Below are 20352 nucleotides of genomic sequence, written 5' to 3'. Positions count from 1 at the left end.
CAGTGATGCCTGCACGCCAGCCGCTGTCGGTCCGCGACGTCTTCCAGTGGGTCAGTTACCTGCAATACCCCGCACTGCTGGTCGCAGTGGGGTATGCGGTGAAGGCGGCCCTCTCGATCGCCACGGCCGGGGCCGACGGCTGGTCGCCGGTCTTCGATGACGCCAACTATGTGCTGCTGTATGCCGGTGTCGGCATCGGCCTGTCCTCGCTGCAGGATCCGACGCGCACGCAGAACGAAGTCTCGCGGCGCGTCTGGCAGGACGCGCGCAAGGGGCGCTGGATGCTGGCGCTGCTCGCGCTCTATGCGCTGGGCGCGATGGCCGGCGGCCTGGCCGGCGCCTACCTGGCCGATTCCACGGTGGTGAACCAGCTCTCGTTGGGCCTGATGGCCTTCGGCCTGGGCATGGTCGGCCTGCTGAAGACCGCCATCGAAATGCGCGAACACCATCGGTTGGACAAGCAATCCGCGTCGTCGTCGGAAGGGAGCCGGGCATGAGTGCGTTGACGCTGGTGAAGCTGAGTTACTTCGTGGCGGCCACACTGTTCCTGCTCGGCCTGCAGCGCATGGCCAGTCCGAAGACCGCGCGCAGCGGCATCCAGTGGGCCGGCGTCGGCATGCTGATCGCCACCGTCGCCACGTTCTTCCTGCCGGGGCTGCACAACATCGGCCTGATGATCGCGGCCATCGTGATCGGCGTGGGCCTCAACTGGCTCTGGGGCAAGAAGGTGGCGATCACCGACATGCCGCAGATGGTGGCGCTGTTCAACGGCATGGGCGGCGGTTCCGCGGCGGCGATCGGCGCGGTGGAACTGGTGCGCTACTCCGGCGGCGAAGCGACGGTGCCGTCGACCTTCACGCTGTCGCTGGCGGTCACCGGCGCGCTGATCGGCGCGGTGTCGCTGACCGGTTCGGTCATCGCCTGGGCCAAGCTCGACGGGCGCATGGACAAGCGCTACACGTTCCCGGGGCAGCAGTGGTTCAACGCGCTGGTCGCGCTGGCCGCCATCGTCTGCGGCGTGATGGCGCTGACCACGCTGGCGATGCCGTGGATCATCGCGTTCTTCGTGCTGTCGCTGGCGCTGGGCGTGCTGATGACGCTGCCCATCGGCGGCGCCGACATGCCGGTGGTGATCTCGCTGTACAACGCGTTCACCGGCCTGGCGGTCGCGTTCGAAGGCTACGTGCTGGGCAACGAGGCGCTGATCATCGCCGGCACCATGGTCGGTGCGGCCGGCATGCTGCTGACGCGGCTGATGGCCAAGGCGATGAACCGCAAGATCAGCAACGTCCTGTTCTCCAACTTCGGCGGCGGCAGCGCCGCCATGCAGGAGATCGGCGGATCGATGAAGCCCATCGAGGCCGCCGACGTCGCCGCGATGATGGCCTACGCCGAACGCGTGGTGATCGTGCCGGGCTACGGTCTGGCCGTGGCGCAGGCGCAGCACAAGATCTGGGAGCTGTCGCAGAAGCTGATGGATCGCGGGGTGAAGGTGAAGTTCGCCATCCACCCGGTCGCCGGTCGCATGCCCGGCCACATGAACGTGCTGCTGGCCGAAGCCGGCGTGCCCTACGACCTGATCGCCGACATGGACGACATCAACCCCGAGTTCGCCAACACCGACGTCTCGCTGGTGATCGGCGCCAACGACGTGGTGAACCCGGTGGCGAAGACCGATCCGGCCTCGCCCATCTACGGCATGCCGATCCTCGACGTGGTGAACTCCAAGAACACCATCGTCATCAAGCGCGGCAAGGGCACCGGTTTCGCCGGCATCGAGAACGCGCTGTTCTACGCCGACAACACCCGCATGCTGTACGGCGACGGCAGCGAGATGGCGAACGCGCTCGTCAGCGAACTGAAGGCGCTGGACGGCGGACACTGAGCGCACGTATCAGCAGGTGAAGCCAGCAAAAAAGCCGGGCACCGCCCGGCTTTTTTCTGGACTGGTTGCGCGATATCAGCACTGCCCTCGCACGGACGCCGCGGTCTCGCAGGGATGGAGCGCCGTCAGCGCGTCCACCAGGCCGCCAGCAGCGGGGCTGCGACCATGGCCAGGGCATCGAGCGGCGTCGTGCTGAGGGAAATCAGGGTCCAGCCGTGGTGCGCACCCAGGCGCAGGGCGGATTCCCAGGGCGCCAGTCCGAACGCGAATCCGAGCTGCGTGGCCGACACGGTCCACAGCGCCAGCGCCGAGACCGCGACCGTGACCGCTGCGGCCAGCATCGCGCGGCGCGTGCCGGCGGCCATGCCGCCGAGGCGCAGCACCAGCACCACGTCCAGCGCGACCAGCAGGGCCATCCAGCCGGTCTGGCGCTCCAGGTAGAGCGCCAGCGACACCCAGACCACCAGCACGCAGGCGCTGGCCACGACGAGCATCACGGGAAGCAACCAGCGGGGAATGCGACGCGGGGCGGGGGACATGGAGACTCCGGCAGGGCCGCCAAGGATACGGCCTGAACGCGGTCGCCGGAGCGCGGGCGCTACAATAGGCCGTCTTGCAGCGCCCCACGCGCGCCCCCATCTGGTCCGGCATGTACTCCCGCAGCAGCGAACCCGTCCAATTTTCCCGCGACTGCGCCGCCGTGCTGGTGCCGCAGGGCGAACTCGTCACCCTGCCGGCCGGCAGCTATGGCTACATCACCCAGGCGCTGGGCGGCAGCTACACCGTCTTCGTCGAGGGCAACCTGTTCCGCATCGCCGGCAAGGACGGCGACGCCATCGGCAAGGAGCCGACCGAACCGCTGTCGCTGCCCGACAACGCCAGCGACGAGGACGTCGAGGCGGCGGTCTGGAACCAGCTGCGCACCTGCTTCGATCCTGAAATCCCCTTCAACATCGTCGACCTCGGCCTGGTCTACGAGGCCAACCTCACCACCCGTGACGACGGCCAGCGCGGCGTCGAGGTCAAGATGACGCTGACCGCGCCGGGCTGCGGCATGGGCGAGATCCTGGTCGACGACGTGCGCAGCAAGCTGGAAATGATCCCCACCATCGCCGAGGCCGATGTCGACCTGGTGTTCGACCCGCCGTGGGGCCGCCACATGATGTCCGATGCCGCCAAGCTGGAAACCGGCATGCTCTGAGCCGCCGCGCTCGCCACCGCAGAACCCGTCAGGAAGGAAGAGATGAACGTGATGAACGCCGCCCCGTTGACCTACCGCGTGACCCGCAACGAGAAGGCCCGTACACCGGCCGAGCGCGACGCCATCCTCGCCAGCCCCGGGTTCGGCCTGCACTTCACCGACCACATGGTCGCCATCACCTGGGACAAGGCGCAGGGCTGGCACGACGCCGAAGTGCGCGCCTACGGTCCGCTCTCGCTCGATCCGGCCGCCTCCGTGCTGCACTACGGCCAGGAGATCTTCGAAGGCATCAAGGCCTACCGCCATGCCGACGGTTCCATCTGGACGTTCCGCCCCGATGCCAACGGCAAGCGCCTGCAGCGTTCGGCCGCGCGCCTCGCGCTGCCGCAGCTGCCGGTCAACGAATTCGTCGAGTCGCTGCGCCAGCTGGTCGCCATCGATGGCGACTGGGTGCCGTCGGCGCCGGAGACCAGCCTGTATTTCCGTCCCTTCATGATCGCCACCGAGGCCTTCCTCGGCGTGCGCGCCGCGCAGCAGGCCGGCTACTACGTCATCGCCAGCCCGGCCGGCGCGTACTTCGCCAAGGGCGTGTCGCCGGTGGCGATCTGGCTGTCCGAGGACTATGCGCGCGCCGGCAAGGGCGGCACCGGTGCCGCCAAGTGCGGCGGCAACTACGCCGCCTCGCTGCTGCCGCAGCAGGAAGCGCAGGCGCAGGGCTGCTCGCAGGTGCTGTTCCTCGACCCGGTGGAAGGCAAGTACCTGGAAGAGCTGGGCGGCATGAACGTGTTCCTGGTCTACAAGGACGGCCGCATCGTCACCCCGGAACTGTCGGGCAGCATCCTGGAAGGCATCACCCGCGAGAGCATCATCCAGATCGCACGCGACCGCGGCCACACGGTGGAGGAGCGCAGGATCGCCATCGACGAATGGAAGCAGGGCGTCGCCTCGGGCGACATCGTCGAAGTGTTCGCCTGCGGCACCGCCGCGGTGATCACCCCGATCGGCCAGCTGAAGGGCAAGGGCTTCGACGTGGGAGACCTCAGCGCGCCCGCCGGCGAGGTGACGATGGGCATCCGCAAGGAACTCACCGACATCCAGTACGGCCGCCTGCCGGACCGTCATGGCTGGCTGGTGAAGCTGCGCGACTGAGCCTATGCGCCGTCGTCGATACGATCCGGATGTGGCCCGTATCGACATGGCCTTGCGGTCGCCTGGGCGGTAAACGGCGACGGCTCCCACGGTGTCGCAGGACGTTACGGGGCCTGTTCGTTGTCTTCGCGTGCCGCCTCGCATCTGGAGTACTTCGCCGAGGGCGTCCCGAGTTCCCCCTCCGGCTGCCAGAGGAGTTTGTCCCCGTGCAGCGACAGCCGGGATACGACAAGATTCTCCTCTGACGGCTCATCCGGCATCACATCCAGGCCGAGCCGCGCCCTGATACGCCATGCGCCACTGCCTTCGGGCTCGACACGTTCGACGACGTGGAAGTTGCCTTCGCCGTACTCAGCGAATGCGTGAATCAGATCCGGGGCTATCACCAAGCTACCGACCGGGACAATATCGATTCCTTCATGCGTGCGCTGCGTGCGCACGGTACGCGATCGCGCCCGATATCTTTCGCATCCCGAGGCGCCCTCCGCATCATCGGGATACCAGACACCGGTAACAACGTCCGGCAATCGGGTCAGAGCGGCGGTCCCCACCTGCGTCTCCGCCTGGTCATCCCCGGGCATCGTGGAGGGCGTCGACGCGCGGCATTCCGCACATGCGGTGACCATGGCCAGCAGACACACCAGCTTGCATCCCTTCATCTTGCTGTCTCCTCCATCGTTGTCGTGGTCTTGCGCAGAATCAATACATCCTCGATCACGCCATGGCGAGTCACATAGGTAGCTGCGGGTATCGGCTCTCAAGCGAATCGGTAGCGACATCTTCCACCGGCACCGAGCTCTGTTTGTTGCGTCGTCGATGCATGCGCATGCGAATAAAAAATTCGCGCCCGTCACGCGCGCACGACGTAAATGAATCTACAAGGCGATGTCTACCGGTGACCATCGCTTCATGCATGTATTCCGATGATTACGTTTGCAACACTTCGCGATGAAGTGTGTCTTTCATCGCTGATTCACGTTCGCGCAATCCGCTAGCTTCGTTCCTGCGTCGTGCCTTGCACGACGTGCATCCGGTCGAACGCAACCGCCTGTCCACCCCCTCCCGTATCTGCCATGCGCCCTCGACCGGGCCATTGCCGCGTTGGCGGCTTTTCGTTTCCATCATTGAGGGAGAGTCTGATGTCCGGATTTGCAAAGCGTGGTTCGCGTGTGCGCCTGCTGTGCCTGTCGTCCGCCGTGCTCGCATCGCTGTATGCGCTGCCGGCGATGGCCGGTCGCGTCGACATGAGCGGCTTGCAGGTGGAAGAACCCGGCGGCTACGACCGCTTCATCGTGAAGTACCGCGACGGCAGCAGCGAGAGCACCAATGCGACGCAGCTGCAGCGTTCGCTGAGTACCGCCGCCAGCACCGGTGTCGCCAAGCGCGGCGGTCGCGCGCTGGGGCTGGAGAAGCTGCGTCGCCTGGCCGCCGGTGGCGCGGATGTGGTGCGCGCCGACCGCAAGCTGGACCGCGTGGAAGCCGAGTCGCTGATGCGCCAGCTCGCCGCCGATCCCAACGTGGAGTACGTGGAAGTCGACCAGCGCATGTATCCCACGCTGACGCCCAACGATCCGCGCCTGTCCGAGCAGTGGGGCTTCGGCACCACGGCGTCCGGCATCAACGTGCGGTCGGCCTGGGACAAGTCCACCGGTGCGGGCGTGGTGGTCGCGGTGATCGACACCGGCATCACCAACCATGCCGACCTTAATGCGAACATCCTGCCGGGCTACGACTTCATCAGCGACACCTTCGTGTCGCGCGACGGCAACGGCCGCGATTCCAATCCGAACGACGAAGGCGACTGGAACCCGGTGGCGAACGAGTGCTACAGCGGTTCGCCGGTCAGCAACTCCAGCTGGCACGGCACGCACGTGGCCGGCACGGTCGCGGCGGTCACCAACAACAGCACCGGCGTGGCCGGTACCGCGTTCGGCGCCAAGGTGGTGCCGGTGCGCGTGCTGGGCCGCTGCGGCGGCCTGACCTCGGACATTGCCGATGCCATCACCTGGGCCTCGGGCGGCACGGTCAGCGGCATCCCCGCCAACGCAAATCCGGCCGAAGTGATCAACATGTCGCTGGGCGGTGGCGGCTCGTGCTCGACGACGTACCAGAACGCGATCAACGGGGCCGTGGGTCGCGGCACGACCGTCGTGGTGGCCGCGGGCAACAGCAACGCCAATGTGTCGACGGCGGTGCCGGCGAACTGCCCCAACGTGATCGCCGTGGCGGCCACGACATCGGCGGGTTCGCGTGCCAGCTTCTCCAACTACGGCACGGGCATCGACATCTCGGCGCCGGGCGCGAGCATCCTGTCCACGCTCAACACCGGCACCACCACGCCGGGCAGCGCCAGCTATGCGTCGTACAACGGCACGTCGATGGCGGCGCCGCACGTGGCGGGTGTGGTCGCGCTGATGCAGGCGGCCGCGCCGTCGCCGCTGACGCCGGCGCAGGTGGAGACCATCATCAAGAACACGGCGCGTCCGTTGCCGGGCACGTGTTCGGGTGGGTGCGGGGCGGGCATCGTCAATGCGGATGCGGCGGTGGTCGCGGCGCAGGGCGGCACGCCGCCGGTCGGTGGCGTGCAGACGTACACCAACGGTACCGACGTCAACATTCCCGACAACAACACGACCGGCGTGACCAGCACCATCGCGGTGTCGGGGCGGACGGGCAATGCGCCGAGCAATGCGCAGGTGGCGGTGAACATCGTGCACACGTACAAGGGCGACCTGATCGTCGACCTGCTGGCGCCGGACGGGTCGGTGTACGTACTGCACAACCGCACGGGCGGCAGTGCCGACAACATCAACCAGACCTACACGGTCAACCTGTCCAGCGAAGCGCTCAACGGCAGCTGGCGCCTGCGCGCGCGCGACCGTGCGGCGGCGGATACCGGCTACATCAACAGCTGGAGCATCACGTTCTGAGGATGGACCCTGAGGGAGTGCGCAGGGAGGTGCAGGAAGAGCCCCGGCCTTGGCCGGGGTTTTTTTATGGGGCATCGCTGCCCATTTCCGGACCGACAGTGTGAGCCTCACATTCACTTTGACCGAGGGGGCTGGCCTGGAGAGCCTCTCATTGCTCAATAAATGCGTTTCCCTGCAATGCAGTGTAGACAGGGAAAAAGGATGTCCGCTTCGGTGGAGCTCGCGGCGCTATCGACCGGAGTGAAGTGAAAATGGCGATACCCGACAGGGAGGTTATGCAGATGCAGAAAGTGCTTTTTATCTCTTCCTGGTGTCGCTGGAGCGCGATCGCAGTCGCCCCGCGCTGCTTGGATGCGGGGCGAAAAACACGGCTCACTGATCTTCATCGGCCAAGGAAAAAATACAGATCAATGTTGTGTCTTGGTGTGGTGTATTGCGCGCTGCTGTCTGGTTGCCAGCATGTAGGAAAGTCGGGAGCGGACGCCGGCATCCGGCCCAATGTCAACTGGCCATCTACGGTCGTGGCAGAGCGTGAATTCCCGGCGGCGGAAGTCGTCATCGACGAGCGCCGCAAGCCATCGAGGCTGTGGCTGATTTCATCGCATGAGAAGGGAGTGGCGCAAGCTCTTGAATTCTTCTCGGGTGAGCGCGTGGACGGTGTCCAGGTGGAATCGATCGACTCGAACTTTCCCGCCGAAAGGTTGGACTACAACTTCGCTTACAGTTTTATTGACAGCAGCGGGCATCGATACGCGTCCATCCCGGGAATACCGTACACCGTGGGTACCGACCAACCCTCGATTTATGGCGGTTGGAAGGATCGAAAGGGGCGAGGCCATGAGGTCGTGCTGGGAGACTACCTATTCGAGCGCAAGATCGTGACCGGGCCCAACGGGATATCCAAGCACATCGATGAACCGAGCGATGTGCGACCTTTGTTTGGAGGGCAATCCATCTGCGAGACAACGGCTTATGTTGCTCGCACGCAAGCACGCTTGCAGGAGGCCGAGCCAGAGTTCGAGCCGATGACAAAGATTGTCGCGGACTACAGCAGGGAAAGAGGCTGCTGGGTCACCCTCCCAACGCTCGCGGTGGACCTTTTTGACAATACGATCCTCATCGCCATCGGCGACAGAGTGATCCGATTGAGCAGCAAGGACTTGTCGCCTATTGGGTCCATGGGAAGCGTCCGCATCATCGACGTTAAGGAATAGAGATAGAACACGCCAAGAGGCACGAACGTGAATGCACAACTCCGACCAGCCACACTTACAGAAAGCGAACTGAGGGCGACGATCTACTTTGCGGTGGGAGTAGCTTCCGAAGGAAGCCTGCGTGGGCGCAATGTCGCCTATGATCTTGCATTCGCAGGCTACATTCACCAAGCAGGCGATACGGCGCGGGGGGAGCCTCGCGAAGCTGGCGTGTTTCGGGAGGGGCAGCTGGAGCCGATCTACAACAGCGGCTATTCCATTGGCACACTGCAAACCGATTTCGGTCAGCAGCGAAATGATGTGAATCGCAACGCAGATCGGTTGCTCGATGCTTATCAGGCTTGGGCGCAAGAGCATACGCAGCAGCGACCAGACTTGGCTCTTACCCCGGCCGAATACGACATGGCCAGCGATGCCTTGCGGCGCCAGGGCAATGAGATTCGAGGTGACCGGCAGGTCGTCACTGACAATGGGTATGACGTGCCGGCTGGAATTAAGACCCGCCTGAGCGAGTTTCTGGGCTCCGATGACGGGATTACTTTTGTCCATAATCAGGACATCAGGCAGGTCAATCATCTGCTCCGGAATGGAGGATCGATTCGTCAGCTGGAAGACACGTTGCTTTATCAGAATGCGACAGCTGACGACCAGATCCGCATGGCCACCGTCATCTCCAAGCTTGAGAATCAGGACGGGCGGCGGAACTGGCCGAGAATCGTCGAGCGAATCGAGAGTGGAGCCATCGACTCGGTGGATGATCTGAAGGCTGCAGTTCCGCGGCATCTTCATGGTGATCGCGACAACGCACTGCGTGGTGCAGAGCTGGTGATTTCGTTGCGCGGTTCCGAAACGAACAACCCGCTCCATGCTGCGTGGCAGAGTGTAGTTGCAGACCCGTTGGTCAACCCGACGCAGCTTGATCAGGACCGAACGCGCCCCAATCTGCTGGCCGAGTACTCGACCGTCAAGAATCTGTTCCTGGTGCCGGCGCAGGGGCGCGCTTTTGTCGAGGCACTGGATGTGGGCGGAACCAGAACCCAAGATGTTCGCTTTCAGGGTGCGCCTGCCGGTCACACTGCCGGTCTGTATGCTTCAGGAAGCGACCTCGTGCAGTGGAACCGGAATGGCCATGGTCATGCGTATGTCGGCGGGGAGTGGCGTGAGATCGAGCGCAGCCAAGTCACCCGGACGGATCGTGACAATGGGGTTGTCGAGCTGAATGTTGCACGTGATGGGGTGCCCGTCCCCCTACTGCACATCGACCCCCGTGCACCGCGCATGCAGCCTCGGCCTGACTTGCCACAAGATGTGCAGAGACAGCCGGGCGGCGATGGCTCCTCTATCCATGACAGAGGGCCGGAGCAGGGCCAACAAGCCGATGGACGCCAGGGGATGCTTTACGACCCACCGGGGCGGTGGGAGGAATTCTTGGCAGACCGTTACCTCGCCGCCGTCATGTCTGGCGACAGCGCCTTGGCGGATCGTGCAGCCGTCGACTTCGCGCGCTCGGCGGAAGGCCGGCATATGGAAGCCCAAGGTGAACGATTGCTCGCGCAGCAGCAGGCGGCTGAGCAGAGCCAGGCGCAAGATCGGCAGATGACGCGCTAGCCGGGTGTCATGGGGTTCCGCATCACACGGATGCAGACAACGAGGAGGTGTCATGGAAGACGTCAATGTGGTGCCAGCGGCTACGCCGGTCGATGCCATCAAGGCCCTGATGGTATTGCGTGCGGAGATGACGCAGCGCGAGGAGCGCATGAGCGTGGCGATTAGCGATCAGGTGCAGTCGCTGCGACAGGAGGTCGCGCAGTTTCGGCGCGATGTCGCCGCCATCGTGGAGGGCGCGGGTACGCGGATCGCGCAGGATGCCCGTGAGGCCGTGTCGCCCGTCACCGCCGAATATGGTCATGCCGTGTCCGTCACCACCGCGAAATTGCGGGGGATGGGCAGGGTGGTGTGGATGTGGTTGGGCGTAGCCGCGGCGATCCTGCTGCTGGTGCTCTTCGTTGCGTGGACGGTACTGGGCTACTATCGGCGCGAGCTGGCCGATACCCGGCAAGAACTGCAGCGCTACGAGGACGCCGTGCCGGTCGTGCAGGCGTTCTATGCCTCCGACGCGGTGGTCTGCGGCGGTGTTGTCTGCACGAATGCCGATCCGGACGGGCAGCGGGCCGGCGACAAAGGGCAATACCGGGCGGCCAGGCAACGGCCGCAGCGCTAGCGTGTGTTTCCAGTAGGCCCCGCTGCGAAAGCTAAGGTCCAGGAAAGTCAGAAGAACCCCGGCATGGGTCGGAGTGTTTTCTTTTGTATCGTACCGGCTTGTCGCGCGGGCTCGGTATCAGGGGTAAAGCCATGTGCCCTTCCGTAGCCGGTGCGCCGGTGCAGGCCACGACGCCCGCCATCAAGCCCCTGCGGTTCATCGTGTGTGCCGGCATGGACCCGGCGGACGGCGACACCGTCAATCCCACCTGTTACTCCAACATCATCAGTCGGCTAGGTCCGGCGGGGCGGGGAGGCCGGCTTCCTGCCGCCGGGATACGGCAGTGAGGCGCTTCGCATCGTCGAAAGCCTGTGGGGGTACTTCCTGGCCAGGTGCCGTGCTGCCACCCAGCGCAACATTCCCGATACGTGTTTCCCGTACTAATGGAACGGAGCCACCCAGGACAGCGAAGACCGGCTTGAGCTGATGATAGCGCTGGTTTCGCGAAGACCTGCACATCACCATCAACTGAAGGCGGCGGGCCTTCCTCTTCCCGGGAGCCCATAACGATGAAGGCCTGCGTCAGCAGGCCTTGTCGTTGTTGCGTCTGGATCGTTAGGCCTCAAACCGCCTCGAACAGATTCGCCGCCACATTTTCCCTGACCTTCGCCGGATCCCAGATGCGTCGGTTCATGGCGATGTATAGCCCGTCGGCAGCGACTACACCCCGCCGATGGCGCAGGCGATGTTGAATCCCGCGTCGGAGCCGCGGAAGCGGGTACGGCCGAGCGCATCCGTCATCACGATGGTCTTGTCCAGGATGGTGGCCAGCACAGGGCCCATCTGCACGGCGCTGTCCGTGATCAGTGCGAACTCCGTCGGCCGCGCCGCGATACACGCGCGGATCAGCTTGGACAAGGTACTCTGCGCCCCCGTGTTCCGACCCCTGTTTCCCCTTGGCCGTGTCCGCGAAGCGTTCCCGCCTGAGTCAGGCGTGCGGCCACCGTAGCCCAATAGGCCATCATTGAAAGCAAACCAACTCCAACTGAAAACAGACTGGCGCTTCGAAGAGAGCGAGCAGCGGCGGCACTATGTCGTCGAGCCGTGGCTCGCCGGTCGCCGGGTAGGACGTGCCCATGGCTGGTTCGAGCCCGGCGCGAGCTTTGTACTGGAAAAGATCGAGATCGATTCGAGGCAGCGCTCACGGGGCTACGGCAGCATGGTGATCGAGCGCTTGCGGAAGAAGGCACGCGACAAGGGGTGCCGGGAGCTGGTGGTCAACAATGTGCGCGCAAGCAATCACCGGGCCATCTCGCTCTACGAGGCCATGGGTGCAAAGGCTGTCCCGACCTCGGCGGACCTCTGCGCCTATGTCATCTCGCCGCCATAGGCCCGGGAGACCCGTGTCGGAGCAGGTTTTACGACTGCAGGATTCAGATCGGAGAAGCAGTCCTTCTTCCGTAACGCACAAGGCCCGCATCAGCGGGCCTTGTCGTTGTTGAGCGAGGAAGCGTGTGCCTCAGACCGCCTCGAACCGGTTCGCCGCCACATTCTTCCTGACCTTCGCCGGATCCCAGATCCGTCCGTTCATGGCGATGTACACGCCCGTCGGCAGCGACTGCACCGCGCCGATCGCGCAGCCGATGTTGAACTCCGCGTCCGAGCCGCGGAAGCGGGCCGGGCTGAGGGCGCCGGTCATCACGATGGTCTTGTCCGGGATGGTGGCCAGCACATGGCCCGTCTGCACCATGCTGTCGGTGCCGTGCGTCACCAGCACGTGCTTCGTCGGCTGCGCCGCGATGGTCGCGCGGACCAGCTCGCGGTCCTCGTCGGTGATGTGCAGCGAATCCTTGCGCAGGATCGGAATGACCGTGAAGCGGAACGTCACCCCCAGCTCGCGCAGGATCATGCCGATCTGCGGATCGCCGATCTGGTAGTCGGACTTGTCGTCGAAGTAGATCTTGTCGATCGTGCCACCGGTGGTGACGATCAGCAGCTCGTCCATCTCAAGGCTCCTGCCGGCGCTCACGGCGCGCCTGGCGTTGTATCCGGGGAAGTCAGTTCGTAGGGTTCGCCGTAGTGCTCGCAGATCCGTTCCAGCGCGCGCGAGGGCGGGGCCACCACCTGCGAATTATCGCCGCTTTGCCGGGTGAACGTGCAGGTCACCCCGGTGACGGTGCCGTCCTCGTCGCCACTGGCGTCCACCTGCACCATCAGGTCCATGGTGTCGTACTCGAGCGGCAGGTCGTGCGGTGCATCCAGCTGCCACAGGTGGAATTCCCAGCTGCAGCAACTGCTGCGCCCGGCTTCCACCAGCCAGCCGTCGATGACCTGCAGCTCGTAGTAGCCGCCGCTGAAGAAGTGCTGCAGCGTCCGCGTGGCCGGATCGATCCGGTAGACATCGCCTTCGCAGTTCGGCCCGGCGCCGCACATGCCACGGACCTCGACTTCGTACATCCCGTCCTGGTCCAGGTCCACCAGGTCGACGTGGCCCATGCGGTTGTAGGCCACCTCCTGCGTGATCTCCAGCCGGTCGCAGACGCGTCCCGCTTCGCAAGTGAGCGTGGCGACATGGCGGCGCAGCCCGGGCGAGACGCACTCCGTCAGTGCGGTCAGCACGGTTCCGTCGCGGTTCTCCGCGCGGACGGGATCGGCAGGTTCGCAGACCTCATCCTGCGCCCACGCGCACGGCGCCAGCAGGCCCAGCAGCAGCGCAAGTGCGAGGCGCGTCATCCCTTCCTGCCGAACCGCTTGGCGAACGCGGGCCAGCTGGTCGCCAGCACGATGCCGATGGACAGCACGATGCCCACCCACGCGAACTTCGCCTTCACCGGATCGGCCCAGGCCACCATCACCGCGTGCGAGAACCAGAACAGCGCCAGCACACCGGCCCAGAACGCCGCCGTGCGCCGGCGCGTCATCACGCCGATCATCAGCACGATGGGCGGCAGACTGAAGACCAGCAACGCGAGCGTGTACTGGCGGTCGCCCCAGAACCACAGCGCATACAGGATGGCCAGCAGTTGCAGCAGGCTGGCGAGGACCAGGCGCGAGCGTTCCATCAGCGCGCCTCCAGGCGGCGGGCGATGTCGGCCACGCGACGGCCGAGGGCGCGCGCAAGGGCGGCTTCTTCCTCGCTGGGCTGCGGGTCGTCCTCGCCACCGGCGACATGGCTGGCGCCGTACGGCGTGCCGCCGGTGCGCGTGCTGCTGAGCTGCGGCTCGGTGAAGGGAATGCCGACGATCACGCAGCCGTGGTGCAGCAACGGTACCTGCATCGACAGCAACGTGGATTCCTGCCCGCCGTGCTGGGTGGCGGTGGAGGTGAACACCGCTGCCGGCTTGCCGACCAGCGTGCCGCTGGCCCATTCCGCGCCCAGGCCGTCGATGAAGTGCTTGACCGGTGCGGCCATGTTGCCGAAGCGGGTGGGGCTGCCGAGGATCAGGCCGCTGCAGTCGGCCAGGTCCTGCCGGTCCACATACGGTGCGCCGTCCTCGGGCACCGGCGGCGCGGCCTGCTGCGTCACCGCCGCCACCGGCGGCACCGTGCGCAGGCGCGCGGACATGCCGTCCACTTCGCCCACGCCGCGTGCGATCTGCCGCGCCAGCCGCGCCACGGACCCGCCGCGGCTGTAGTAGAGCACCAGGATCTCGGGCATCGGACCATCTTCGTTGCGTGGAAGGCGCCCAGTATCGGCGATGTCGCCTCCCTGACGCATCGGTTACCCTTCCGCCATGGAGCCCCTGGATTCGTTGAACCGCTGGACCGACCGCGTGCGCGACCGTGCGCGCATGGGCACGTTCTTCCGTTTCCTGGCCAAGCGCTTCCTCGACGACCGCCTGTTCCAGGCCGCGGGCTCGCTGGCCTACACCACCCTGTTCGCGCTGGTGCCGCTGGCGATGGTGGTGTTCGGCGTGCTGTCCGCATTCCCCGTGTTCCAGGAATGGAGCGCGTCGTTGCGCGACTACATCTTCGCCAACTTCCTGCCCGGCGCGGCGGCCGGACTGAAGGCGAAGCTGGATGGCTTCCTGGCCAACACCGGCAAGCTGACGGCGGTGGGCGTGATCGCGCTGGTGGTCTCGCTGCTGATCACCCTCAACAGCATCGAGGCCACGTTCAACCGCATCTGGCGCGTGCACAGCGCACGCCCGAAGCTGTCGCGCTTCCTGGTGTACTGGACCGTGCTGACGCTGGGTGCGCTGATGGCCGCGGCCTCGCTGGCGCTGTCGGCCCGCTTCTATGCGCTGCCGGTGTTCTCCACCGACGGCGGCCGCTGGCTGCAGACGCTGTCGCTGAGCGTGGCGCCGGTGCTGATCGAACTGGCCGCCATCGTGGTGATCTACCGCGTGGTGCCGCACCGGACCATCAAGTGGCGTTATGCCGTGGCCGGCGCGCTGCTGGCCACCGTGCTGTTGGAACTGGCGAAGTGGGGCCTGGGCGTGTACCTGGGCAGTTTCAACACTTACCAGAAGATCTACGGCGCGGTCGCCGCTGCGCCCATCCTGTTGCTGTGGATCTTCCTGTGCTGGGTGGCGGTGCTGCTGGGCGCCTCGCTGGCCTCGGGCATGGCGGCCTTCCGCTACCAGCCGGTGGCGCTGCGGCTGCCGCTGGGTTACGAGATCTATGGCCTGCTGCGCATGCTGGGGCGCTTCGCGCAGGCGCGTGAAACGGGCAAGGGGCTGCACAGCGACCAGATCCTGGCGATGGAGCCGATGCTGACCGACTCGCTGATCCAGCAGATGCTGGGCCAGTTGGCCGAGATCAATCTGCTGCGCCGCGACGAGGAAGGAGAATGGCTGCTGGCGCGCGACCTGGACGACCTGACGCTGTGCGACCTGTACGAAGCCTGCCAGTTGCGCATCCCGGTCGCCGAGGCCCACCTGCCGTTCCATGACGATGCGCTGGGTTGTTCCGCGCGCCGCGCGCTGGACGACCTGCGCATGCCCTTGCGCGAACTGCTGAAGAAGCGCGTCAGCGACCTGTTCACCGAACCCTGCCAGGAGCCTGCATGAAGTCCGTGTCTTCCCTGTCGCTCGCCGTCGTGCTGACGCTGGCGGCCTGCAATGCCGGTTCGGCGCCTTCGGAAGCGTCGTCGCCCGCGATCGAGGCGCACGTGCAGGCGGTGGACCCCGCAACGCAGAAGGCCGCCGACCGCACCGCCGAGCTGCCCACGCTGCAGGTGACGACGCTGGACGGCGCCGATTACACGCTGGCTGCGCACCGCGGCAAGTGGGTGGTGGTGAACTTCTGGGCGACCTGGTGCGCGCCCTGCCTGAAGGAAATGCCCGACCTGTCCGCGCTGGACAAGGACAACGACCACATCGAAGTGATCGGGCTGGCGTACGAAGAGATCGAGGCGGACGAACTGAAGGCGTTCCTCGCCGAACGGCCGGTCGTCTATCCGGTCGCCATCCTCGACGTGTACAACCCGCCGGCCGACTTCGCTACGCCGCGCGGCCTGCCGCTGACCTACCTGATCGCGCCGGACGGCAAGGTCGCCAAGCAATTCCTCGGTCCGGTGACCGGCAAGGAGATCGAAGCCGCCATCGCCGCGGCCGGTGGGTCTGCAGCGAAGGCATGATGGCGGCGCGCTTCCTCGTCAGCGGCAAGGTGCAGGGAGTGTTCTTCCGTGCATCCACGCGCGAGCACGCGCTCGATCTCGGCCTGAACGGTCGTGCGACCAACCTGCCGGATGGCCGCGTCGACGTGATCGCCGAGGGCGACGCCGCCGCACTGGATGCGCTGGAGGCGTGGCTGCACCAGGGGCCGCCTGCCGCGCGCGTCGAGTCGGTCGTGCGCGAGGCATGGTCCGGGCCGGTGAACGAAGGCTTCGTCACCGGCTGACGGGGGTTGCTGTGGCGAACACCACGAATCGTGCGCACGGTGCACGTTATGCGCGGGGGATGCGCGCCGGTTTGCTGGCTATGCCGCTCTCACCGTGACGGCTCGTTTGATTCGTAGAGGCGCAGGGCGCGGGCGGCCTGTGCGTCGTCCAGCGGTGGCGGGCGCGCGACCGCGGGCTGTTCCGGTTCCTTCCAGCCTGGGATCTTGCGCGCGCCCTTCTGCACCTGGCGTGCCGCCAACCCGACGAGGACCGGTACGATGCCGCCGTTCTTGCCCAGTTGCTCCAGGCTGGTGGGTTCCTTCCAGCTGCGGCCGAGCGCGCCGGATTCGACCTCGACGGGATTCCTGAAACGATAGAGGTCCACCACTTCCTCCGGCTCCGGTCGGACAACCATCGTCTCCAGCGTCGTGGCCTGCGGATCCCCAGCGGGCGTGGCCGCGTCCTGCGCCATCGCGGGTGCCGCCAGCAGCCACAGCGTGGCCATCCATGACCGCCGCACCGGTCAGCCGCCGCGCAGCGGCTTGATCGGTTTCAACACGCCGTAGCGTTCCTTGTGCAGCTTGCCCTTCAATGGCGGCAGGCCGAGCGGCTCCAGCGGCACCTGCGTGTCGGGCAGGCGGTCGAGCAGGTCGCGGATCAGCGTCAGCCGCCCGGTGCGCTGGTCGTTGAAGTCGACCAGCGTCCACGGCGCATGTTTCGTGTGCGTGGCCTCGAGCATGATCTCGCGCGCGGCGGTGTAGTCGGCGTAGCGCTCGCGCGCCTTCAGGTCGATCGGCGACAGCTTCCAGCTTTTCAGCGGTTCTTCGGCGCGTTCGGCGAAGCGTTCTTCCTGCTGCGCCTGGTCCACGCACAGCCAGTACTTGAACAGCAGGATGCCGTCGTCGGTGATGCCGCGCTCGAACACCGGTGCCTGCTGCAGGAAACGCGCGTGCTGCTCGTCGGTGCAGTAGCCCATCACCTTCTCGACGCCGGCGCGGTTGTACCAGCTGCGGTCGAACAGGACGATCTCGCCCGCGGCCGGCAGGTGCGCGATGTAGCGCTGGAAATACCACTGCGTGGCTTCGCGCTCGCTGGGCTTGGGCAGCGCCACCACGCGGCACTGGCGCGGATTGAGGTGTTCGGTGATCGCGCCGATCGCGCCGCCCTTGCCGGCGGTGTCGCGGCCTTCCATCACCACCACGATGCGGGCGCCGCAGTGGGAGGCCCAGCGCGCCATCGCGGCCAGTTCCAGCTGCAGCGGCTTGAGGCGTGCTTCGTAATCCTTGCGCTTGAGCGGTTTCATCACGACGTCCTGTGCGGCGGGGGAATCAGCGTGTGCGACGGGCCTTGTGTCCGGCCATGCCGCGGGCGACTTCCAGCAATGCGCCTTGCTGGCGCGTGTTGAGCGCGCGATAGGCGGCGAGCAGGTCGTGTTCGCCCTGCGTGCGGGCGGGGTCCAGCGTCGTTGCCAGTTCCGACAGCAGGGCGCCGGCCGGCACACCAAAGGCACGCGCGAGGGCGGCGAGCTGGTCGCCGCCGGGCATCTTCTCGCCGGCGAGCCAGGATTTCACCGTGGCCACGCCGGCGCGCGGGATGGCGGCGGCGAGATCGGCGGCGGTCAGGCCGCTGGCCTTGGTCAGCAGGCGCAGGGTGGCATCGAGGGACATGGCGGGCTCTCCTTGCTCATTCCTTCAGGCGGGGACGCAGCGTCGCCAGGTTGCACGGGCGGGTGCGCGCATCGAGCTGGGCGCGGATGATCTTCTCCCACGCCGTGCGGCAGGCCGAGGTGGAGCCGGGCAGGCAGAAGAGGAAGGTCTGGTTGGCCAGGCCGGCGAACGCGCGCGACTGCAGTGACGAGGTGCCGATCTCCTCCACGCTGACATGGCGGAACAGTTCGCCGAAGCCGGGCATTTCCTTGTCGAGCAGCGGCAGCAGCGCTTCGGGCGTGGAGTCGCGGCCGGTGAAACCGGTGCCGCCGGTCACCAGGATGCCGTCGACGACGGGATCGGCGATCCACTGCGAAACCTGTGCGCGCAGGCGGTAGCGGTCGTCGGGCAGCAGGGTGCGTTCGTGCAGCTGGTGGCCTTCCTGAGTGAGGGCCTCGACGAGGTAGTCGCCGGAGCGGTCCTCGGCGAGCGTGCGGCTGTCGGAGACGGTCAGCACGCAGAGGTGCAGCGGGATCAAGGCGTCGGCATGGCTCATGCCGGCAGGGTAGCGCAATCGCGGGTCAGCCGAGTGGCGCGGGCGGCAGGCCCTTGCGGCTGCGGTCAGTCATGCGCCGCGCGACGTCGATGAAGCCGTCCGCGAAGCGCGGCATGTCGAACAGCGGGGAGTCCGCGATGGCGTTCCGCAAGCGGGTGCGCAAGGCCATGCGCGCGTCGGCATCGCGGCCCAGCCTGACGGCGATGGCGACGAAGGCCGTGTCGTCGGCCACGTTCATGTCGTGCAGGCCGAGATGGTGGTTGAGGCTGCCGGCGACGCGCGCGGCGAACGTCGTGCCCGGGCAGGTGAGCACGGGGCAGCCCGCCCACAGCGCGTCCGACGCGGTGGTGTGCGCGTTGTAGGGATGCGTGTCGAGGAACAGGTCGGCGTGCCGGTAGCGCGCCAGGTATTCCGCATGCGGCAGCTTGCGCATGAACACCAGGCGCGCCGGATCCACGCCACGTGCCTGCGCCGCTGTGCGCAGGCGGTCGTCGGCGCGACCCGGTCCGGACAGCAGCCACAGCACGCTGCCGTCGACCTGGGCGAGGACATCGAACATCCGCGCCATGCTGCGCGGATTCAACTTGTAGCTGTTGTTGAAACAGGCATACACCACGCCGCTGTCGGGGAGCCCGCATTCGGCACGCGAGGGCGGCGTGTCGACCGCGCGACGCGTGTCCGAGGGCTGGAAAGCACCGGGCAGCCAGGCGACGGTTTCGCTGTACGAAGGCGCCAGCGTGTCGGGCAGGGCGAAGCGATCGGCGAGAACGTAGTCGATCCATGGCGCACCGGACGTGCCGGGATAGGCAAGCCAATTGACCTGGACGGGCGCGGGGCGCATCGCCAGCACTTCCGGGGTACCGCCGCCGCCCCAGCCGCGCAGGTCGTACAGCACGTCGATGCGCTGGTCGCGGATCGCCTGCGCGATGCGCGCATGCGGTTGTCCGGCGACGTCATGCACCTGCGTCGCCGCCGCCAGCCGTTGCCGGATCGGGCTGCCGTCGTCCGGCGTGAGGGCGAACAGGTGCGCCACCATGCCCTGTGCCTGCAACGCTTCGAAGAACGCCACGGTCAGCAGGCCCGTGGGATGCGCGCCGAAGCCGTTGGACAGGAAGCCGAGGCGCAGCGGTGCGTCTTCCGGCGAGCACGGTGCAGGCGGCAATGGGCGGATGACCGACGCCAGCGCGTGCGCGCGCTGACGGGCGCAGGCGAGTTGCTCCTCCGCGGTGGCGTCTTCGCTCAGGAACGCGAACGGCTCGACGACACCGGTCCCGTCGCGCACCGCGCGGCGCACCTGCGCCGAGAGCAGGTCCAGGTCGCGCCAGTCGCAGAGCTTGCGGCGCCAGTTCAACAGATGGGCGGCGAACACCGGCTCGCCCGGCACCAGCCGGTACGCATGCTCGTAGGCCTGCGCGGCGGCTTCCGCTTCACCGGCGTCTTCCAGTGCATGGCCCAGCCACAGCGCGATGCCGGGATGTTGCGGTGCCTGTGCGGCGGCATCGCTCAACGCCTGCGCGGCCTGCACGTGGCGGCCCGACAGCCAGTGGCTGCGGCCAAGTCGTGCGAGCGCTTCCGGATGGCGCGGGCGGAGATCCAGTGCGCGCTCGGCGGCGCGGCGTCCGGCGTCGGCGTCGCCGTGATCGAGTTCCGCGTCCGACAGCATCACCCAGGCGATGAAGTCCTGCGGCTGCTGCTGCACGTGCAGCCGCAGTCGCGTGCGCTCGTTGCGTGGATCGTCAGCGGTCAT

General features: G+C 66.5%; 24 protein-coding genes and 1 pseudogene. 13 read left to right on the top strand and 12 right to left on the bottom strand.

Translation table 11 applies throughout. From position 1 onward, the window contains the following. Positions 1 to 5 precede the first annotated feature (5 nt). Complete coding sequence (locus ACGHX3_RS14605; protein ID WP_213600594.1) at positions 6 to 497, top strand: hypothetical protein; 492 nt, start codon at positions 6 to 8, stop codon at positions 495 to 497. Beyond that, positions 494 to 1885, top strand: a complete 1392-nt coding sequence (locus tag ACGHX3_RS14600) for an NAD(P)(+) transhydrogenase (Re/Si-specific) subunit beta (RefSeq protein WP_394695406.1) — start codon at positions 494 to 496, stop codon at positions 1883 to 1885. Before ACGHX3_RS14605 ends, ACGHX3_RS14600 begins: the two co-directional genes overlap by 4 nt. A 125-nt stretch (positions 1886 to 2010) precedes the next feature. Here ACGHX3_RS14600 and ACGHX3_RS14595 read toward each other — a convergent pair whose 3' ends face one another. Then, positions 2011 to 2424 carry a hypothetical protein gene (locus ACGHX3_RS14595; RefSeq protein WP_394695405.1) on the bottom strand — a complete coding sequence of 138 codons (414 nt, stop codon included), beginning with the start codon at positions 2422 to 2424 and terminating at the stop codon, positions 2011 to 2013. A gap of 110 nt (positions 2425 to 2534) precedes the next feature. Between ACGHX3_RS14595 and sufT the strand changes: the two genes are divergently transcribed. Continuing rightward, on the top strand, positions 2535 to 3086 hold the full coding sequence (gene sufT, locus ACGHX3_RS14590; RefSeq protein ID WP_162338577.1) for a putative Fe-S cluster assembly protein SufT: 552 nt from the start codon (positions 2535 to 2537) through the stop codon (positions 3084 to 3086). Between the two features lie 51 nt (positions 3087 to 3137). Beyond that, positions 3138 to 4235: a branched-chain amino acid aminotransferase gene (locus ACGHX3_RS14585; RefSeq protein WP_394697302.1), complete on the top strand. Its 1098-nt coding sequence runs from the start codon at positions 3138 to 3140 to the stop codon at positions 4233 to 4235. 104 nt (positions 4236 to 4339) lie between these two features. Here ACGHX3_RS14585 and ACGHX3_RS14580 read toward each other — a convergent pair whose 3' ends face one another. Continuing rightward, the gene (locus tag ACGHX3_RS14580; RefSeq protein WP_394695404.1) at positions 4340 to 4894 is read right to left on the bottom strand and encodes a hypothetical protein; all 555 of its coding nucleotides are present in this window, start codon (positions 4892 to 4894) and stop codon (positions 4340 to 4342) included. A 480-nt stretch (positions 4895 to 5374) separates the two neighbouring features. Here ACGHX3_RS14580 and ACGHX3_RS14575 point away from each other — a divergent pair, with 480 nt between their 5' ends. From ACGHX3_RS14575 to ACGHX3_RS14555, 5 genes are all read left to right on the top strand, one after another. Further along, a complete protein-coding gene (locus tag ACGHX3_RS14575; protein ID WP_394695403.1) occupies positions 5375 to 7165 on the top strand; it encodes a S8 family serine peptidase in 1791 nt (596 codons plus the stop codon). 281 nt (positions 7166 to 7446) lie between these two features. Further along, positions 7447 to 8379 carry a hypothetical protein gene (locus ACGHX3_RS14570; RefSeq protein ID WP_394695402.1) on the top strand — a complete coding sequence of 311 codons (933 nt, stop codon included), beginning with the start codon at positions 7447 to 7449 and terminating at the stop codon, positions 8377 to 8379. 27 nt (positions 8380 to 8406) lie between these two features. Next, entirely contained in the window at positions 8407 to 9987 is a 1581-nt protein-coding gene (locus ACGHX3_RS14565) for a hypothetical protein (protein ID WP_394695401.1), read from the top strand. 52 nt (positions 9988 to 10039) lie between these two features. Continuing rightward, a complete protein-coding gene (locus ACGHX3_RS14560) occupies positions 10040 to 10600 on the top strand; it encodes a hypothetical protein (RefSeq protein WP_394695400.1) in 561 nt (186 codons plus the stop codon). Positions 10601 to 10731: 131 nt separating this feature from the next. Continuing rightward, positions 10732 to 10926: a hypothetical protein gene (locus ACGHX3_RS14555; RefSeq protein WP_394695399.1), complete on the top strand. Its 195-nt coding sequence runs from the start codon at positions 10732 to 10734 to the stop codon at positions 10924 to 10926. Between the two features lie 275 nt (positions 10927 to 11201). On the opposite strand, the pseudogene ACGHX3_RS14550 reads toward ACGHX3_RS14555, so the two are convergent. Further along, positions 11202 to 11491, bottom strand: a pseudogene (locus ACGHX3_RS14550) (asparaginase); the annotation flags it as partial. A 112-nt stretch (positions 11492 to 11603) separates the two neighbouring features. On the opposite strand from ACGHX3_RS14550, the gene ACGHX3_RS14545 reads away from it, so the two are divergent. Further along, positions 11604 to 11969 carry an N-acetyltransferase gene (locus ACGHX3_RS14545; protein ID WP_394695398.1) on the top strand — a complete coding sequence of 122 codons (366 nt, stop codon included), beginning with the start codon at positions 11604 to 11606 and terminating at the stop codon, positions 11967 to 11969. 129 nt (positions 11970 to 12098) lie between these two features. Here ACGHX3_RS14545 and ACGHX3_RS14540 read toward each other — a convergent pair whose 3' ends face one another. Genes ACGHX3_RS14540 through wrbA form a run of 4 tightly spaced genes read right to left on the bottom strand, consistent with a single transcriptional unit; the run spans position 12099 to position 14237 of the window. Continuing rightward, positions 12099 to 12584: an asparaginase domain-containing protein gene (locus tag ACGHX3_RS14540; RefSeq protein WP_162338518.1), complete on the bottom strand. Its 486-nt coding sequence runs from the start codon at positions 12582 to 12584 to the stop codon at positions 12099 to 12101. A gap of 20 nt (positions 12585 to 12604) precedes the next feature. Beyond that, a complete protein-coding gene (locus ACGHX3_RS14535) occupies positions 12605 to 13312 on the bottom strand; it encodes a hypothetical protein (protein WP_394695397.1) in 708 nt (235 codons plus the stop codon). Further along, positions 13309 to 13641 carry a DUF2069 domain-containing protein gene (locus ACGHX3_RS14530; protein WP_394695396.1) on the bottom strand — a complete coding sequence of 111 codons (333 nt, stop codon included), beginning with the start codon at positions 13639 to 13641 and terminating at the stop codon, positions 13309 to 13311. Before ACGHX3_RS14530 ends, ACGHX3_RS14535 begins: the two co-directional genes overlap by 4 nt. Continuing rightward, on the bottom strand, positions 13641 to 14237 hold the full coding sequence (wrbA, locus tag ACGHX3_RS14525) for an NAD(P)H:quinone oxidoreductase (RefSeq protein ID WP_162338515.1): 597 nt from the start codon (positions 14235 to 14237) through the stop codon (positions 13641 to 13643). The genes ACGHX3_RS14530 and wrbA overlap by 1 nt, the downstream gene beginning before the upstream one ends. 76 nt (positions 14238 to 14313) lie before the next feature. Here wrbA and ACGHX3_RS14520 point away from each other — a divergent pair, with 76 nt between their 5' ends. The 3 genes from ACGHX3_RS14520 to ACGHX3_RS14510 are packed head-to-tail and all read left to right on the top strand — an operon-like array spanning position 14314 to position 16423. Next, complete coding sequence (locus ACGHX3_RS14520; RefSeq protein ID WP_162338514.1) at positions 14314 to 15591, top strand: YihY family inner membrane protein; 1278 nt, start codon at positions 14314 to 14316, stop codon at positions 15589 to 15591. Beyond that, on the top strand, positions 15588 to 16160 hold the full coding sequence (locus tag ACGHX3_RS14515; protein WP_394695395.1) for a TlpA family protein disulfide reductase: 573 nt from the start codon (positions 15588 to 15590) through the stop codon (positions 16158 to 16160). The genes ACGHX3_RS14520 and ACGHX3_RS14515 overlap by 4 nt, the downstream gene beginning before the upstream one ends. Further along, a complete protein-coding gene (locus tag ACGHX3_RS14510) occupies positions 16157 to 16423 on the top strand; it encodes an acylphosphatase (protein ID WP_394695394.1) in 267 nt (88 codons plus the stop codon). Before ACGHX3_RS14515 ends, ACGHX3_RS14510 begins: the two co-directional genes overlap by 4 nt. A gap of 89 nt (positions 16424 to 16512) precedes the next feature. Here the strand turns inward: ACGHX3_RS14510 and ACGHX3_RS14505 are convergent, their stop codons facing one another. From ACGHX3_RS14505 to ACGHX3_RS14485, 5 genes are read right to left on the bottom strand one after another with little or no spacing between them, the layout of a single operon-like run. Beyond that, complete coding sequence (locus ACGHX3_RS14505) at positions 16513 to 16908, bottom strand: hypothetical protein (RefSeq protein WP_394695393.1); 396 nt, start codon at positions 16906 to 16908, stop codon at positions 16513 to 16515. 18 nt (positions 16909 to 16926) lie between these two features. After that, a complete protein-coding gene (gene ppk2, locus ACGHX3_RS14500) occupies positions 16927 to 17706 on the bottom strand; it encodes a polyphosphate kinase 2 (RefSeq protein ID WP_394695392.1) in 780 nt (259 codons plus the stop codon). A gap of 25 nt (positions 17707 to 17731) precedes the next feature. Further along, a complete protein-coding gene (locus ACGHX3_RS14495) occupies positions 17732 to 18070 on the bottom strand; it encodes a helix-turn-helix domain-containing protein (RefSeq protein ID WP_213600578.1) in 339 nt (112 codons plus the stop codon). Positions 18071 to 18086: 16 nt separating this feature from the next. Beyond that, positions 18087 to 18605 carry a molybdenum cofactor biosynthesis protein B gene (gene moaB / locus ACGHX3_RS14490; protein WP_394695391.1) on the bottom strand — a complete coding sequence of 173 codons (519 nt, stop codon included), beginning with the start codon at positions 18603 to 18605 and terminating at the stop codon, positions 18087 to 18089. A 25-nt stretch (positions 18606 to 18630) separates the two neighbouring features. Beyond that, positions 18631 to 20352 (bottom strand): tetratricopeptide repeat protein, encoded by a 1722-nt coding sequence (locus tag ACGHX3_RS14485; protein ID WP_394695390.1) that lies wholly within the window; start codon positions 20350 to 20352, stop codon positions 18631 to 18633.

It is taken from the genome of Pseudoxanthomonas japonensis, assembly GCF_043632995.1.
In the GTDB taxonomy this organism is placed as follows: domain Bacteria; phylum Pseudomonadota; class Gammaproteobacteria; order Xanthomonadales; family Xanthomonadaceae; genus Pseudoxanthomonas_A; species Pseudoxanthomonas_A japonensis.
This window is presented reverse-complemented; position numbering and strand designations above follow the sequence as displayed.

Excerpts from the sequence above, each read along its gene's own strand:
- ACGHX3_RS14600 (WP_394695406.1), top strand. The coding sequence starts at position 494 with ATGAGTGCGTTGACGCTGGTGAAGCTGAGTTACTTCGTGGCGGCCACA.
- sufT (WP_162338577.1), top strand. The coding sequence starts at position 2,535 with ATGTACTCCCGCAGCAGCGAACCCGTCCAATTTTCCCGCGACTGCGCC.
- ACGHX3_RS14485 (WP_394695390.1), bottom strand. The coding sequence starts at position 20,352 with ATGACCGCTGACGATCCACGCAACGAGCGCACGCGACTGCGGCTGCAC.
- ACGHX3_RS14515 (WP_394695395.1), top strand. The coding sequence starts at position 15,588 with ATGAAGTCCGTGTCTTCCCTGTCGCTCGCCGTCGTGCTGACGCTGGCG.
- ppk2 (WP_394695392.1), bottom strand. The coding sequence starts at position 17,706 with ATGAAACCGCTCAAGCGCAAGGATTACGAAGCACGCCTCAAGCCGCTG.
- ACGHX3_RS14570 (WP_394695402.1), top strand. The coding sequence starts at position 7,447 with ATGCAGAAAGTGCTTTTTATCTCTTCCTGGTGTCGCTGGAGCGCGATC.
- ACGHX3_RS14595 (WP_394695405.1), bottom strand. The coding sequence starts at position 2,424 with ATGTCCCCCGCCCCGCGTCGCATTCCCCGCTGGTTGCTTCCCGTGATG.
- ACGHX3_RS14585 (WP_394697302.1), top strand. The coding sequence starts at position 3,138 with ATGAACGCCGCCCCGTTGACCTACCGCGTGACCCGCAACGAGAAGGCC.
- wrbA (WP_162338515.1), bottom strand. The coding sequence starts at position 14,237 with ATGCCCGAGATCCTGGTGCTCTACTACAGCCGCGGCGGGTCCGTGGCG.
- ACGHX3_RS14520 (WP_162338514.1), top strand. The coding sequence starts at position 14,314 with ATGGAGCCCCTGGATTCGTTGAACCGCTGGACCGACCGCGTGCGCGAC.
- ACGHX3_RS14505 (WP_394695393.1), bottom strand. The coding sequence starts at position 16,908 with ATGGCCACGCTGTGGCTGCTGGCGGCACCCGCGATGGCGCAGGACGCG.
- ACGHX3_RS14510 (WP_394695394.1), top strand. The coding sequence starts at position 16,157 with ATGATGGCGGCGCGCTTCCTCGTCAGCGGCAAGGTGCAGGGAGTGTTC.
- ACGHX3_RS14560 (WP_394695400.1), top strand. The coding sequence starts at position 10,040 with ATGGAAGACGTCAATGTGGTGCCAGCGGCTACGCCGGTCGATGCCATC.
- moaB (WP_394695391.1), bottom strand. The coding sequence starts at position 18,605 with ATGAGCCATGCCGACGCCTTGATCCCGCTGCACCTCTGCGTGCTGACC.
- ACGHX3_RS14575 (WP_394695403.1), top strand. The coding sequence starts at position 5,375 with ATGTCCGGATTTGCAAAGCGTGGTTCGCGTGTGCGCCTGCTGTGCCTG.
- ACGHX3_RS14540 (WP_162338518.1), bottom strand. The coding sequence starts at position 12,584 with ATGGACGAGCTGCTGATCGTCACCACCGGTGGCACGATCGACAAGATC.
- ACGHX3_RS14535 (WP_394695397.1), bottom strand. The coding sequence starts at position 13,312 with ATGACGCGCCTCGCACTTGCGCTGCTGCTGGGCCTGCTGGCGCCGTGC.
- ACGHX3_RS14530 (WP_394695396.1), bottom strand. The coding sequence starts at position 13,641 with ATGGAACGCTCGCGCCTGGTCCTCGCCAGCCTGCTGCAACTGCTGGCC.
- ACGHX3_RS14555 (WP_394695399.1), top strand. The coding sequence starts at position 10,732 with ATGTGCCCTTCCGTAGCCGGTGCGCCGGTGCAGGCCACGACGCCCGCC.
- ACGHX3_RS14605 (WP_213600594.1), top strand. The coding sequence starts at position 6 with ATGCCTGCACGCCAGCCGCTGTCGGTCCGCGACGTCTTCCAGTGGGTC.
- ACGHX3_RS14580 (WP_394695404.1), bottom strand. The coding sequence starts at position 4,894 with ATGAAGGGATGCAAGCTGGTGTGTCTGCTGGCCATGGTCACCGCATGT.
- ACGHX3_RS14495 (WP_213600578.1), bottom strand. The coding sequence starts at position 18,070 with ATGTCCCTCGATGCCACCCTGCGCCTGCTGACCAAGGCCAGCGGCCTG.